The sequence below is a fragment of the Burkholderia sp. BKH01 genome, assembly GCF_025685725.1.
Classification (GTDB): domain Bacteria; phylum Pseudomonadota; class Gammaproteobacteria; order Burkholderiales; family Burkholderiaceae; genus Burkholderia; species Burkholderia pyrrocinia_C.
On sequence record NZ_JAOTQT010000019.1, the window covers coordinates 38126 to 51449 of the forward strand.

Consider the following 13324-nt stretch of genomic DNA (forward strand, 5'->3'; position numbering starts at 1 on the left):
GCAGGAGACAGTCCGCGCACGGGATCGACGTGCGGGCCCGCTTTCTGCATGCGTCAGGCGCCCGTTACGAAGAGACTGGAGACGACTCATGATCATCTACGGAACCGCGCTGCTGGCGTTCTGCCACCTGGCCGGACTGTTCCTCGGCGACCTGCTGGGCACGGCCATCGGCGTGAAAACCAACGTCGGCGGGGTCGGCATCGCGATGCTGCTGCTGATCTGCCTGCGCCTGTGGCTGCACCGGCGCGGCTGGCTGCCGAAGGAGACCGAGGCCGGCGTCGGCTTCTGGGGCGCGATGTACATTCCGGTCGTCGTCGCGATGGCCGCGAACCAGAACGTCGTCGCCGCGCTGAAGGGCGGCCCGGTCGCGCTGCTGGCCGCCGTCGGCGCGGTCGCGATCTGCGCATGCTGCATCGCGGTACTGGTGCGCATGGGGCGTGACGACACGGCCTTCGCGGGCGTGCCGCAATTCGAAGAACAATAACGGAGGCCGCCATGCTGCAGATGCTCGAAAAAGTCGTCGCCCATAACGGGCTCGTCGCGTCGTTCGCGCTGGTCGGCCTGATCATGTGGCTGTCGTCGATCGCGTCGCGCAAGCTCACGTTCGGCCGCGTGCACGGCTCCGCGATCGCGATCGTGATCGGTCTCGCGCTCGCGTATGTCGGCGGCGCGTTCACCGGCGGCGAGAAGGGGCTCGCCGACGTACCGCTGTTCGCGGGCGTCGGCCTGATGGGCGGTGCGATGCTGCGCGATTTCGCGATCGTCGCGACCGCGTTCGAAGTGCAGCCGACCGAGGCGCGCAAGGCCGGGCTCGTCGGCGTCGTGTCGCTGCTGCTCGGCACCGTGCTGCCGTTCATCGTCGGCGCGTGCATCGCGCGCGCGTTCGGCTACACCGACGCGGTCAGCATGACGACGATCGGCGCGGGCGCCGTCACCTACATCGTCGGGCCCGTCACGGGCGCGGCGATCGGTGCGAGCTCCGACGTGATCGCGCTCAGCATCGCGACGGGGCTCGTGAAGGCGATCATCGTGATGGTCGGCACGCCGGTCGCGGCCAACTTCATGGGCCTGAAGACGCCGCGTTCCGCGATGATCTTCGGCGGCCTCGCGGGCACCGTCAGCGGCGTGAGCGCGGGGCTCGCCGCGACCGACCGCCGGCTCGTCCCGTACGGCGCGCTGGTCGCGACGTTCCACACGGGCGTCGGCTGCCTGCTCGGCCCGTCGGTGCTGTTCTTCGCGACGCGCGCGCTGGTCGGCGGCTAGGGCCATGTGATGCGGTCGCAGTACGTGCGCCAAATCCATCGCGGCGTCCTCTGAGTCGCATTCGTCAACATCATCAATCGGCGGCGGCGCCAGGCTTAGAATGCCGCTGAACCATCGAAGCGGGAGAACTGTTCATGACGGGATGGAATCACGCGCGGCAGGCGCGCGATGCACGCCTCGCGGCCGGCGCGGCTTACGCGCAAGGCAAGCGGGTCGCTGCGCGCGACACCGTGGCGTTGCTCGAAGCGGTGCTGCGGCCGGGCGACCGCGTGTGCCTCGAAGGCGACAACCAGAAGCAGGCCGACCTGCTCGCGACGGCGCTCGCCGACGTCGACAGCGCGAAGGTGCACGACCTGCACATGGTGCAGTCGGGTGTCGTGCTGCCCGAGCATCTCGACGTGTTCGAGCGCGGCATCGCGAAGCGTCTCGACTTCGCGTATTCGGGCCCGCAGTCGCAGCGGATCGCGAAGCTGCTGTTCGGCGGCAAGATCGCGCTCGGCGCGGTGCACACCTATCTCGAGCTGTTCGCGCGCTACTTCATCGACCTCACACCGCACGTCGCGCTGATCGCCGCGGTCAGCGCCGACCGCGACGGCAACCTGTACACGGGCCCGAACACCGAGGACACGCCGACCGTCGTCGAGGCCACCGCGTTCAAGGACGGCATCGTGATCGCGCAGGTCGACCGCATCGTCGACAAGGTGCCGCGCGTCGACATCCCCGGCGACCGCGTGCATTTCGTCGTCGAGGCCGGCCGGCCGTTCTACGTCGAGCCGCTGTTCACGCGCGATCCGGCCGCGATCACCGAAACACAGATCCTCACCGCGATGCTCGCGATCAAGGGCATCTACGAGCCGTACGGCATCAAGCGCCTGAACCACGGGATCGGCTTCAACACCGCCGCGATCGAGCTGCTGCTGCCGACCTACGGCGAGAAGCTCGGGCTGAAAGGCAAGGTCTGCACGCACTGGGCGCTCAATCCGCACCCGACGCTGATTCCGGCGATCGAATCGGGCTGGGTCGAGCAGATCCACTGCTTCGGCTCCGAGGTCGGGATGGACGACTACATCCGCGCGCGCTCCGACGTGTGGTTCACGGGCCCCGACGGGTCGCTGCGCTCGAACCGCGCGTTCTGCCAGACGGCCGGCCTCTATGCGTGCGACATGTTCATCGGCTCGACGCTGCAGATCGATTTGTCCGGCCATTCGTCGACGGTCACGGCCGAGCGGATCGCCGGCTTCGGCGGCGCGCCGAACATGGGCAGCGACGCGCGTGGGCGGCGCCATCCGAGCGAACCGTGGCTGAAGGCCGGCGCGGAAGCCGACCCCGACACGCCGGCGGCGCTGCGGCGCGGCCGCAAGCTCGTCGTGCAGATCGGCGAGACCTTCGGCGACAAGAACGTGCCGATGTTCGTCGAGCAGCTCGATGCGCTGAAGCTCGCCGACAAACTGCAGCTCGACCTCGCGCCGATCATGGTCTACGGCGACGACGTCACGCACATCGTCACCGAGGAAGGGATCGCGAACTTGCTGATGTGCCGCGACAAGGACGAGCGCGAACACGCGATCCGCGGCGTCGCCGGTTATACGGAGGTCGGCCGCGGCCGCGACCGGAAGATGGTCGAGCGGCTGCGCGAGCGCGGCGTGATCCGCCGCCCGGAGGATCTCGGCATCGATCCGCTCGACGCCGACCGCCGCTGGCTCGCCGCGCGCTCGATCAAGGATCTCGTGCACTGGTCGGGCGGGCTCTATGCGCCGCCGGCCCGGTTCCGCAACTGGTGAGGTAGAGGGCATGGAACAGTTGAACTATCGCTTCACCGCGCGCGAGCGCGCGAAGGGCGAGCTGGCCGCGGCGCTCGTCGGCGTGGTCGCGTCCGGCAATCTCGAAGTGCTTGTCGAGCGCGTGCTGCCGGGCAACGAGTGCGAGATCGACATCCGCACCGCGGCCGTCGGCTTCGGCGCGGTGTGGCAGGCCGTCGTATCGGATTTCGTCGAGCGGCGCACGCCGGGCGGCCTGAAGCTGTCGATCAACGACGGCGGCGCGCGGCCCGACATGGTGTCGCTGCGGCTCGCGCAGGCCGTGCGCGCGATCGAGGGGGACGCATGATGACCGACGTGATCCACGACGACGACGCGCCCGCGTTCGTCGCGACCGGCGCGAGCTGGTACGAAGCGTCGGCGCGGCAACGCATCGACGGGTTGCTCGACGCGGGCAGTTTCAGCGAATTCCTCGGCCCGGCCGAACGCGTGACGAGCCCGCACCTGCCGCTGTTCGACCTGCCGCAGCAGTTCGACGACGGGATGGTGGTCGGCCACGGCCGGCTCGACGGCCGGCCGGTGTTCGTCGCCGCGCAGGAGGGCCGCTTCATGGGCGGCGCGTTCGGCGAAGTGCACGGCGCGAAGCTCACCGGGTTGCTGCGCGCCGCGCGCGAAGTCGGCAAGCCGGTGCTGATCCTGTTCGATACGGGCGGTGTGCGGCTGCAGGAAGCGAACGCGGGCGAGCTGGCGATCGCCGAGATCATGCGTGCGCTCGTCGACGCGCGCGCGGCCGGCGTGCCGGTGATCGGGCTGATCGGCGGGCGCGCGGGCTGCTACGGCGGCGGCGGGTTGCTCGCCGCGTGCTGTTCGGCGCTCGCGGTGTCGGAGCAGGGGCGCATCAGCGTGTCGGGCCCCGAAGTGATCGAGACCAATCGCGGCGTCGAGGAATTCGACGCGAAGGACCGCGCGCTGATCTGGCGCACGATGGGCGGCAAGCACCGGCGGCTGATCGGCGGTGCCGAGCGTTATGTCGCCGATACGCCCGATGCGTTTCGCGTGGCGGCGCTCGACCTGATCGGCCGTGCGCCGACGTTCGATGCGGCGATGCTGCGTGCCGAGCAGGCGCGCCTCGAAGCGCGTGTCGAACGGTTCGGTGCATGCAAGGATGCGCTCGACGTATGGCGCACGCTCGGTGCAGACACGCCCGAAGCGATTCCCGGGATGCCCGACGCTGCGTTCGAGGCGCTCGCCGACCAGTTACAGGAGCCGAAATGAAACGATCCCCACGCTCACCTTGTTCGTTGCCCTCGGAGGGAGCGGCCGCCTTCCACGGCCGGCTTTGCGGAGCCGGCCGGCCGCGCGGGCGCGGAGCGATGCTCCGCGAATTCCCCGTTATGCCCGTTGGAGCGGCCCGGCGGGAGGCAGCATGACGCTCGATGAAGTCCTGAACTCGCTGTTTCCGAACGGCCATTCGATCGCGCGCACCGGCGGCCTGCTGACGGGCCACGCGGAACTGGCCGGCACGCGCGTCGACGTGATCGGCGTCGCCGACCGTTTGCCGTTCGGCATCGACGAGGCGCTGATGCTCGCGTCGCGCGTGCTCGACACGATTGCGCGCGGCGGCGGCACGCCGATCCTCGTGCTAGTCGACAGCGACAGCCAGCGGATGAGCAAGCGCGACGAACTGCTCGGCCTGAACGAAGGGCTGTCGCATCTCGCGAAGTGCCTGATGCAGGCGGATCTCGCCGGGCACCGGACGATCGGCGTGCTGTACGGCCATACGGCCGCTGGCGCATTCATCGCGACCGCGCTCGCGACGCGCACGCTGCTCGCGGTGCCGGGCGCCGAGCCGGAGGTGATGGACCTGCCGTCGATGTCGCGCGTGACCAAGCTGCCGATCGACGTGCTCAAGGAGATGGCGCGCTCGACGCCCGTGTTCGCGCCCGGGCTCGACAATCTCGTGAAGATGGGCGCCGTCGATGCCGTGCTCGATCCGGCCCGCGCGCTCGATGCGCAGGTCGGCGAATGGCTCGGCAAGCCGGCCGACCGCGTCGACCGGCGCGCGGCGCGCGGCCGCCCGGTCGCGGCCGACGTCGCGCGGCGCGTCGAGGAACTCGCGCGTGCCGCACGCTGAGATGCCGCTGCGCCGCCACACGCTCGTCACGCTGACGGCGGCCGGGTGGGGCGCGGCATTCGCGCGCGATCCCGCGCTCGCGGCCGATCCGCTCGTGCGCGCGTGGACCGAACGCGGCTGGCCGCTGATCGTGCGCCGCGCGTCGCCGGACGAGGCCGATGCCGGCCGCGTACCGCTCGGCTTGCCGCTGCCGCCTGCCGCGGGCAAGCGGCGCATCGCGCTGAACGTTGCCGCCGACGCGCTCGCGACGGTCGGCCCGCTGCCCGCGCTGGCCGACGTGCTCGGCGCCGCGCCCGACGCATGGCACGCGCCGTTGCGCGAGCTCGATGCGCTAGGCGCGCGCTGCGGCGTGCAGGGCCGCGTGTTCGGCAGCCTCGCGTGGCAGGCGCTGACAGGCGAGTGCTACCTGAGCGAGTCGTCCGATCTCGACATCGTGTTTCCGCTGCCGCATGCCGCGTCGCTCGCACCGCTGCTCGACGGCCTCGCGGCGATCGACGCGCGCGCGCCGATGCACATCGACGGCGAGCTGCTGCGTGATGACGGCGCGGGCGTCAACTGGCGCGAACTGCACGCGCGGCTGCCCGAAGTCGCGGTCAAGACCGCAATCGCCGTCGAACTGATGCCTGCCGGCGCCTTCACCGGAGATGCGCGATGAGCGCATGGGCCGCCTGCCGCATACCGGCGCCGTCCGCTGCGGAGCACATCGCCGAGCTGGCCGAGCGCAGCCTCGTGCTCGAGATCGACACCTATCCGAAGCCGGGGCTCGTCAGCCACGTCGACACCGGCAGTCATTCGGACATGGATGCCGCGACATTCGCGCGCAGCGCCGCCGTGCTGCGGCCGTATTTCGCGGAACTCGCCGACGCGGGCGCGCGCGACTCGGACATGGCCGTGCTGCGCAAGATCGGCCTGCGTGCCGAGCATGCGATGCTCGCCGCGACCGGCGGCGTCAATACGCATCGCGGCGCGATCTTCGGGCTCGGGCTGCTGTGCGCGGCCGCGGGTCGGCGTGCGATGCCGGGCGCAGTGCCGGGCGGAACGACGCTCGGCGCGTTCGTCTCCCGCCGATGGGGCGCCGATATTCTCGGCGGCCCGCGCTTGCCGGACAGCCATGGCGAGCGCGCGAGCCGACGCTATGGTGTCGGCGGCGCGCGTCGCGAGGCGGCCGACGGTTTCGCGACCGTATACGCGATCGGGCTGCCCGCGCTACGCCGTGCGAAGCGCGACCTGCCGGACGACCCGGAAGCCGCGCGCGTCGCCGCGTGTTTCGCGCTGATCGCCGCGCTCGACGATACGAACCTGCTGCACCGGGGCGGGCAGGCCGGCCTCGATTTCGCGCGGGCGACCGCACGCGCGTTCGTTGCGCGCGGCGGCGTGCGCGCGCGCGACTGGCGGCTGCGCGCGGCGGCCGCGCATCGTGCGTTCGTTGCGCGCCGGCTGAGCCCGGGCGGCGCAGCCGACCTGCTCGCGATGAGCGTATTCGTCGATGCGCTCGAAGCCGACGGGGACGCGCGATGACGCTGGCGATCCTCTGTTCGGGACAAGGCGCGCAGCGCGCGGACATGTTCGACCTGACGGGCGCGGCGCCGCAGGCCGATGCATGGTTCGCGCACGCCGGCCGGCTCCTCGGCGACGATCCGCGCGCGTGGGTCCGGCAGGCGGGACCGGATGCGCTGCGCGAGAACCGCGCCGCGCAGATCCTCTGCACGGTCCAGGCGCTTGCGGCGGCCGCGCTGCTCGACGCGGCGTGGCCGCGCCGGCGCTGCGTCGCGGGCTACAGCGTCGGCGAGGTCGCATCGTGGAGCGTCGCGGGGATGATCGATCCGCACGACGCGCTCGACCTGGCCGACGCACGCGCGCGCGCGATGGATGCGGCCAGCGGCGGCGACGAGCGGATGGCGTTCGTGCGCGGCCTGACGCGCGCGCAGCTTGCGCAGTTGTGCGACGGCCGCGACGCGGCGATCGCGATCGCGAACCCCGGCGACGCATTCGTGGTCGCGGGGCGGCAGGCCGATGTCGACGCGGTGGCCGACGGTGCCGCGCGCGCCGGTGCGCTGCGCGTCGCGCCCGTGTGCGTGCGGATCGCGTCGCACACGCGCCGGCTCGCAGCGGCCGTGCCGGTATTTCGCGCGGCGCTTGCCGCGGTGCGCGTGCGCCGGCCGCTGCCCGGCACGCGGTTGTTTTCGGGCATCGACGGCGCGTCGGTGCTCGACGTCGACGAGGGCCTCGACAAGCTCGCGCGGCAGATCGCGGAGCCGGTCGAGTGGGCGGCCTGTCTCGCTGCCTGCGTGGAGGCCGGCGCGACCGCGTTTCTCGAACTCGGCCCCGGGCGCGCGCTGGCCGAGATGGCAGGCGGCGCGTATCCCGCGCTGCCGGCGCGTAGCCTCGCGGATTTCCGTTCCGTCGACGGCGTGACGAGCTGGCTCGCGCGCGTCGCGGCCGGCTGACCGGCGGCCCGAAAAACGACCTGAAACACTCCCGCCGGGCACCCGTTCAGCACTGTGTGTTGCGTCGGCGCAGCAGCGTCGCAGCCGGCGCTTGCCACGCGAATTGGCATCGCTACAATGGCGCCCGCCATGAGACCAGCCGCCTTCCTTCTCGCCGCGCTTTGCTGCGCGGCGAGCGCCCACGCCAGCCTGATTCCGTCCGATGCCGCATCGGTCGGCACGTACTTTTCGTATGACAACGCGGCGGCCGACGCGACCGTCGACCTGATCGAGCAGGCTCAGCGCCGCGTGCTGCTGGCCGGCTACACGCATGTGCCGCCCGCCGTCGCGAGCGCGCTGCGCGCGGCCCGTGCGCGCGGGATCGAGGTGCGCGTCGTGCTCGTGCGCTCGCCGCGCGCGGGCAAGACCAGCGGCGCAGGCTATCTGAAATCCTCGGGCATCGATGTGGCGATCGATTCGCGGCACGGCGATCCCGCGCCGCGCTTCGTGATCGTCGACGACAGCGTCGCGCTGACGACGCTGTCCGACGGCGCGGCCGCGCATGCCGAGACAATGAACGTGTTCCAGCGCGCGCCCGAGCTCGCGCAATCCTACGCGCAGTCGTTCTGGCGGCTGTACCGGCAGGCCAGCGGCCTCTGACCCTTGCCTTCGGCGGCGCGCACGCCGGTGTGACCCCGCTTGCATCGGCGCCGCCGATGAACCATGCTCGTTGACAGGCGCCGGCGCGGGTTTCGCGCATCCGGCGCAGCGGCAGGGAGCCGATCGTGACCGAGTATTTTGCAGATCGCGCCGATGCGGGCCGCCAACTGGCCGACGCGCTGAGCGACTATGCGGGGCGTGGCGACGTCGTCGTGCTCGCGTTGCCGCGCGGCGGCGTGCCCGTCGCGTATCCGGTCGCCTGCGCGCTGCGCGCGCCGCTCGACGTGCTGGTCGTGCGCAAGCTCGGTGTGCCGTGCGAGCCCGAGCTCGCGATGGGCGCGATCGCAACGGGTGGCGCGATGCATCTGCAGCGTTCCGTGATCCGTTCGATGGGCGTGACCGACGCGCAGCTTGCCGACGTGATCGTGCGCGAGACGGCCGAACTGCATCGCCGCGAAGCGCTGTATCGCGGCGCCGCGCCGCCGCTGCTGGTCGACGGGCGCATCGCGATCGTCGTCGACGACGGCGTTGCGACCGGCGCGTCGATGCGTGTCGCGCTGCAGGCGCTGCGCGAGCGCCACCCGGCGCGCATCGTGGCGGCTGCGCCGGTCGCGCCGGCGGGCGCGCAGCATGCGTTCGACGACCTGGCCGACGCGTTCGTCACGGTATCGCAGCCGCTGTCGTTCTTCGGGATCAGCCAGTTCTACGCACGCTTCGAGCAGACGAGCGACGACGAGGTGCGGACGTTGCTCGACGCGGCCCGCACGCAACGCGGCATCACGCCCGCCTGATCCGGCGCGAGCGCGGGCGAGGGCGGCCGGCCTCGGCCAGCGCGAACACGCGCTGCAGCATCGGATGGACATTGTCGCGCCAGCGCACGCCGGTAAACAGCCCGTAGTGATCGCAATCGTCGATATCGATGCGATAGCGCTCGTCGGCCGTGAGGCCGCTGCACATGTCGAGTGCCGCGTGCGTCTGGCCGGCGCCCGTGACCGCGTCGCAGCGGCCTTCGACGGTCAGCAGCGTGACGCCGCGCAGCGCGGCCGGCTCGACGCGCCGGCCGCCCACGTCCCACGTGCCGTTCGCGAGGCACATGCGCTGGAACACGATGTCGACCGTGTCGAGGAAATACTCGGCGGGCATGTCGAGCAGCGCCGTGTATTCGAGCAGCGCGCGCCGCGCACCGGCGAGCGCGGCCATGTCGAAGCGCGACGCGGCCAGCGCGTACGCCTCGACCAGCGACATGAAACGCTGCGGGTACATCAGCGCGATCTCGCCCTGCTGGAGATAGGTCGGGAACACCTGGCGGCCGTGCCCCGCGAAGCCGGGCGGCACGATGTCGATCAGGTGGCGGCGGCACCAGCCGAGCGAGCGGGCGGCTGCCGCGGTGCCGAGCGCGCTCGGATTCAGGCGCGCGTCGAGCGGGCCGCCGATCAGCGTGATGCTCGCGGGCGGCGCGAGGCCGCGGGCCGCGCGCAGTGCGAGCGCGCCGAGCGCCGGCACGGTCGCCTGGCACACGGCGACGACGTGCAGCGGCCGATCGTCGAGCGCGAGCCCGTCGATGAAGCCGTCGAGCGTCGCGACATACTCGTCGAGCCCGAAGCGGCCCGATGCGAGCGGCACGTCGCGCGCATTGCGCCAGTCGGTCACGCACACGTCGCCGTCGGCGAGCAGCGTCTCGACGGTTTCCCGCATGATCACGGCCGCGTGCCCGGCGAGCGGCGCGCACAGCAGCACCGTGCGCCGCGCGTCGGCACGCGTGAAGCGCCGCAGGTCGCAGAACGGCGTGCGCGCGGCGATTCGCTCGCTGATGGCCGGGCGCTCGATGTCGAAGCTCGGCGGCCGGGCCGGCTGCCCGAGCAGCGGCTCGAACAGGTCGTCATAACACGACGACGCGGCGTGCGGCAGCGTCGCCGCGGGCCACGCATCGAACGCGTGCCGCGTCGCCGCGCGCCAGGCGCGCATCCATTCCCGCTGCTGCTCGACGAGGGCATACCACATGGCGGACCTTGGGGCGGAAGAGGCGTGAATCTGCATTATGGCCACTGTGGCCCGGTAGCGGGGGGCTTGGTACGCTGCCGGCCGATGCGTAGTATCAAGCGGACGCGCGCGAGCACGCTAGCCGGCGGCTCGCGACGCTGCTACAGTCGTCGGTCCCATTCCCCTCAAGCGGAGCGTTTGCGATGAAGCTGATCGGCATGCTGGATTCCCCGTTCGTGCGCCGTGTCGCCATTTCGGCGAAGCTGCTCGACCTGCCGTTCGAACACGAGTCGATCTCGGTGTTCCGTCACTTCGAGCAGTTCAGGGCGGTCAACCCGGTCGTCAAGGCGCCGACGCTCATAACCGACGATGGCGCGACGCTGATCGATTCGTCGCTGATCGTCGACTATCTCGATCACCTGGTCGCGCCGGAGCGGCGCCTGCTGCCCGACGCCGCCGATGCGCGGCTGCGCGCGCTCGTGCCGGTCGGCTTCGCGCTGGCGGCGGCCGAGAAGGCCGTGCAGGTCGTCTACGAGCAGGCGCTGCGCCCGTCCGACAAGCAGCACGCGCCGTGGATCGAGCGCGTGCTGAGCCAGCTCGAGGGCGCGTACGGCAAGCTGGAGCCGCTCGTCGCGGCCGCGAACGGCTGGTTCGGCGGCGCGCGCCTGCTGCAGTCCGACGTGACGGTCGCGGTGGCGTGGCGCTTCACGCAGTTCATGTCGGCCGACTACCCGGTGCTCGCGCGGATCGATCCGGCCCGCTATCCGGCGCTCGCCGCGCATTCGGCGCGCACGGAAGCGCTGCCGGCGTTCGTCGAAACGCCGCTCGTCTAGGCCTGGCGGCCCTTGGCGGCGGGGCGCGAGGCCGCCCCGCGCCGTTGCCTGCCGGCCGCTTGACGCTGCCAGGCAAGCCGCCGCCGATTGTTCTCGGTGGCCGACAAGTGACTTCGCATTCGCGCCGTTTATCCGGAAGCGGCCGATCCCTAGAATCCACTCCATCGAATCACGCATTGCCAGATGGAGCCGATGATGAAAGCCCTGATCGAATCAAGCCTGTACCACCCGTCCGTCGTGTTGCCGCTTGCCGCGCTGACGCAGTTGATGGTCGAGCGCGATTTCAATCTCGGCCAGGTCGGGCTGATCGTCGCGGCACGCGGCGCGCAGGCGGCGGTGTCTCGCTCGCGTGCGCTGATCTTCTGCCGTCACGGCGAAGCGCACGCATGAGGGCGCTCGCGGCCAAAGGATGAAAAAAAGCCCGGCCGGCGCAAGCCGGTCGGGCGGATCGGATTCGATCGGGCCCCGGCTTCGGCCGGGGCTTTTTCATGGGCGACCCTCAGGCGCGTGCGGGCGACACGACGCTGTACATCTCCGAGTCGTCCTCCTCGCGCAGCTGGCGAGCGAGCTGGTGCGCTTCGCGGCGCGTCGCGACGGCCGGCGGCGAGCCCTTGAGCGGCTGGCGCGCAGTTTCCGCGAGCGCGACGACCGACACGATGCCGATCACGGCGGCGCCCATCATGTAGTACGCGGGCATCATCAGGTTGTGCGTCACGTCGACGAGCCACGCTGTCATCAGCGGCGTCGTGCCGCCGAACAGCGATACCGACACGTTGAAGCCGATCGCGAGCGCGCCGTAGCGGATCTCGGTCGGGAACAGCGCCGGCAGCGCAGACGGCATCACGCCGGTGAAGCAGGACAGCAGCACGCCGAGGATCAGCAGGCCGCCGAACACCGACGCCGTGGTGCCCGCATGGATCAGCATCATCGACGGGATCGACAGCACGAGCAGCCCGACACAGCCGGCGAGCATCACCGGCTTGCGGCCGATCCGGTCGGACAGGCGGCCGGCATAGAGCGTCATCGGCATCATCAGCACCATCACGAGCAGCACCAGCACGAGGCTGTGCGATTCGTCGAAGTGCAGCGTCGACGACATGAAGCTCGGCAGGTATGACAACACCATGTAGTCGGTCACGTTGAAGATCAGCACGAGGCCGACGCACAGCAGCAGCGCACGCCAGTTGCGCATCAGCGTTTCGCGGAAGCGCGCCGTCGGCACGGCCTTGTCCTGCGCTTCGCGCTCTTCGGCCTGGCGCTTGAACGCGGGCGTTTCCTCGAGCTTCATCCGGATGTAGAGGCCGATCAGGCCGAGCGGGCCGGCGATCAGGAACGGCACGCGCCAGCCCCACGACAGCAGTGCTTCCTGCGACAGCGATGCGGTCAGCAGCGCGACGACGCCCGCACCCATCACATAGCCGATCAGCGTGCCGAATTCGAGGAAGCTGCCCATGAAGCCGCGGCGCTTGTCCGTCGAGAATTCGGCGATGAAGGTGGCCGCGCCCCCGTATTCGCCGCCGGTCGAGAAACCCTGCACGAGGCGCGCGACGAGCAGCAGCATGGGCGCCATGATGCCGATCGACGCGTAGCTCGGGATCAGGCCGATCGCGAAGGTGCCGACGGCCATCATGATCATCGTCGCGGCGAGCACGCGCTGGCGGCCGATGCGGTCGCCGAGCGGGCCGAACACCATGCCGCCGAGCGGGCGCACGAGGAACGCGGCCGCGAACGTGCCGAAGGTCGCGAGCAGCTGCGCGGACGGGCTGCTGGACGGGAAGAACACCTTGCCGAGCGTGACGGCGATGTAGCTGTAGACGCCGAAGTCGAACCATTCCATCGCATTGCCGATGGCCATCGCGCTGACGGCGCGCTTGAGCAGGCTCTGGTCGACGACGGTTATGTCGTCCGCGGCGAGCGGAGCGTCGCCGGACGAAGTGGAGGAAGAAGCAGCGGTCGGGCTGACGTGTGTTGCGGTCAAGGTCATGCACTCCTTTGACTGCGCCGGAACGGGCGGGCCGTCCGACACGGTTTGCCTGCAAGCGCGGTGTCGCGTGCGGCGCGTCGGGGCAGGCCATTAAGCGCTTACTGCACAATGGGCGGTAAAGGGCCGTAAGGGGCTGCTTCGACGCGGGCCCGATGGGCCGTCGCGACAGTGCGCTCATGAAGAATGGGCCGCATGATGCTGGCGGCAGATGCCGGTGCGGACGGAGGTCCGGCGTTCCGGCAAGCGCCCCGAAATGGGGCAACGAAACGAGAAAAGCGGGCCTGTCG

The 13324-nt window shown here is 70.8% G+C and carries 15 protein-coding genes; 13 read left to right on the forward strand and 2 right to left on the reverse strand.

What is annotated here, in order from left to right:
* The first annotated feature begins 88 nt into the window (after window positions 1-88).
* The 11 genes from madL to OEJ37_RS24365 all read left to right on the forward strand — a co-directional run bounded on the left by madL (window position 89) and on the right by OEJ37_RS24365 (window position 9031).
* Window positions 89-484, forward strand: a complete 396-nt coding sequence (gene madL / locus OEJ37_RS24315) for a malonate transporter subunit MadL (RefSeq protein ID WP_034183253.1) — start codon at window positions 89-91, stop codon at window positions 482-484.
* Between the two features lie 11 nt (window positions 485-495).
* Window positions 496-1263: a malonate transporter subunit MadM gene (gene madM, locus OEJ37_RS24320; protein ID WP_175918827.1), complete on the forward strand. Its 768-nt coding sequence runs from the start codon at window positions 496-498 to the stop codon at window positions 1261-1263.
* 134 nt (window positions 1264-1397) lie between these two features.
* The gene (mdcA, locus tag OEJ37_RS24325; RefSeq protein ID WP_175945530.1) at window positions 1398-3044 is read left to right on the forward strand and encodes a malonate decarboxylase subunit alpha; all 1647 of its coding nucleotides are present in this window, start codon (window positions 1398-1400) and stop codon (window positions 3042-3044) included.
* Window positions 3045-3054: 10 nt separating this feature from the next.
* Window positions 3055-3369: a malonate decarboxylase acyl carrier protein gene (gene mdcC, locus OEJ37_RS24330; RefSeq protein ID WP_034183256.1), complete on the forward strand. Its 315-nt coding sequence runs from the start codon at window positions 3055-3057 to the stop codon at window positions 3367-3369.
* Entirely contained in the window at window positions 3366-4295 is a 930-nt protein-coding gene (locus tag OEJ37_RS24335; protein WP_263346332.1) for a biotin-independent malonate decarboxylase subunit beta, read from the forward strand. The genes mdcC and OEJ37_RS24335 overlap by 4 nt, the downstream gene beginning before the upstream one ends.
* A 151-nt stretch (window positions 4296-4446) precedes the next feature.
* Window positions 4447-5154, forward strand: a complete 708-nt coding sequence (gene mdcE, locus OEJ37_RS24340; RefSeq protein WP_263346333.1) for a biotin-independent malonate decarboxylase subunit gamma — start codon at window positions 4447-4449, stop codon at window positions 5152-5154.
* On the forward strand, window positions 5141-5809 hold the full coding sequence (gene mdcG / locus OEJ37_RS24345; protein ID WP_263346334.1) for a malonate decarboxylase holo-[acyl-carrier-protein] synthase: 669 nt from the start codon (window positions 5141-5143) through the stop codon (window positions 5807-5809). The genes mdcE and mdcG overlap by 14 nt, the downstream gene beginning before the upstream one ends.
* Window positions 5806-6672, forward strand: a complete 867-nt coding sequence (mdcB, locus tag OEJ37_RS24350; protein ID WP_263346335.1) for a triphosphoribosyl-dephospho-CoA synthase MdcB — start codon at window positions 5806-5808, stop codon at window positions 6670-6672. Before mdcG ends, mdcB begins: the two co-directional genes overlap by 4 nt.
* A complete protein-coding gene (mdcH, locus tag OEJ37_RS24355; RefSeq protein WP_263346336.1) occupies window positions 6669-7601 on the forward strand; it encodes a malonate decarboxylase subunit epsilon in 933 nt (310 codons plus the stop codon). The genes mdcB and mdcH overlap by 4 nt, the downstream gene beginning before the upstream one ends.
* Window positions 7602-7718: 117 nt before the next feature.
* Window positions 7719-8240, forward strand: a complete 522-nt coding sequence (locus tag OEJ37_RS24360; RefSeq protein ID WP_263346337.1) for a phospholipase D-like domain-containing protein — start codon at window positions 7719-7721, stop codon at window positions 8238-8240.
* A 125-nt stretch (window positions 8241-8365) separates the two neighbouring features.
* Window positions 8366-9031, forward strand: coding sequence for a phosphoribosyltransferase (locus tag OEJ37_RS24365; RefSeq protein ID WP_263346338.1), 666 nt, complete (start codon window positions 8366-8368; stop codon window positions 9029-9031).
* Here the strand turns inward: OEJ37_RS24365 and OEJ37_RS24370 are convergent.
* Complete coding sequence (locus tag OEJ37_RS24370) at window positions 9018-10241, reverse strand: polyhydroxyalkanoate depolymerase (protein ID WP_263346339.1); 1224 nt, start codon at window positions 10239-10241, stop codon at window positions 9018-9020. The two genes, OEJ37_RS24365 and OEJ37_RS24370, sit on opposite strands and share 14 nt — an antisense overlap.
* 182 nt (window positions 10242-10423) lie before the next feature.
* Here OEJ37_RS24370 and OEJ37_RS24375 point away from each other — a divergent pair, with 182 nt between their 5' ends.
* Both OEJ37_RS24375 and OEJ37_RS24380 read left to right on the forward strand, forming a co-directional pair.
* A complete protein-coding gene (locus OEJ37_RS24375) occupies window positions 10424-11053 on the forward strand; it encodes a glutathione S-transferase family protein (protein WP_175918817.1) in 630 nt (209 codons plus the stop codon).
* Between the two features lie 192 nt (window positions 11054-11245).
* A complete protein-coding gene (locus OEJ37_RS24380) occupies window positions 11246-11443 on the forward strand; it encodes a hypothetical protein (RefSeq protein ID WP_111017951.1) in 198 nt (65 codons plus the stop codon).
* A 109-nt stretch (window positions 11444-11552) separates the two neighbouring features.
* Here the strand turns inward: OEJ37_RS24380 and proP are convergent, their stop codons facing one another.
* Window positions 11553-13037, reverse strand: a complete 1485-nt coding sequence (proP, locus tag OEJ37_RS24385; protein WP_174419091.1) for a glycine betaine/L-proline transporter ProP — start codon at window positions 13035-13037, stop codon at window positions 11553-11555.
* Window positions 13038-13324: the final 287 nt, after the last annotated feature.

Bases quoted from the DNA above. Each gene is read 5' to 3' on its own strand.
- OEJ37_RS24370 (WP_263346339.1), bottom strand. From the start codon at position 10,241: ATGTGGTATGCCCTCGTCGAGCAGCAGCGGGAATGGATGCGCGCCTGG.
- OEJ37_RS24360 (WP_263346337.1), top strand. From the start codon at position 7,719: ATGGCGCCCGCCATGAGACCAGCCGCCTTCCTTCTCGCCGCGCTTTGC.
- OEJ37_RS24380 (WP_111017951.1), top strand. From the start codon at position 11,246: ATGATGAAAGCCCTGATCGAATCAAGCCTGTACCACCCGTCCGTCGTG.
- OEJ37_RS24375 (WP_175918817.1), top strand. From the start codon at position 10,424: ATGAAGCTGATCGGCATGCTGGATTCCCCGTTCGTGCGCCGTGTCGCC.
- OEJ37_RS24335 (WP_263346332.1), top strand. From the start codon at position 3,366: ATGATGACCGACGTGATCCACGACGACGACGCGCCCGCGTTCGTCGCG.
- madM (WP_175918827.1), top strand. From the start codon at position 496: ATGCTGCAGATGCTCGAAAAAGTCGTCGCCCATAACGGGCTCGTCGCG.
- mdcA (WP_175945530.1), top strand. From the start codon at position 1,398: ATGACGGGATGGAATCACGCGCGGCAGGCGCGCGATGCACGCCTCGCG.
- mdcH (WP_263346336.1), top strand. From the start codon at position 6,669: ATGACGCTGGCGATCCTCTGTTCGGGACAAGGCGCGCAGCGCGCGGAC.
- mdcC (WP_034183256.1), top strand. From the start codon at position 3,055: ATGGAACAGTTGAACTATCGCTTCACCGCGCGCGAGCGCGCGAAGGGC.
- mdcB (WP_263346335.1), top strand. From the start codon at position 5,806: ATGAGCGCATGGGCCGCCTGCCGCATACCGGCGCCGTCCGCTGCGGAG.
- proP (WP_174419091.1), bottom strand. From the start codon at position 13,037: ATGACCTTGACCGCAACACACGTCAGCCCGACCGCTGCTTCTTCCTCC.
- mdcE (WP_263346333.1), top strand. From the start codon at position 4,447: ATGACGCTCGATGAAGTCCTGAACTCGCTGTTTCCGAACGGCCATTCG.
- madL (WP_034183253.1), top strand. From the start codon at position 89: ATGATCATCTACGGAACCGCGCTGCTGGCGTTCTGCCACCTGGCCGGA.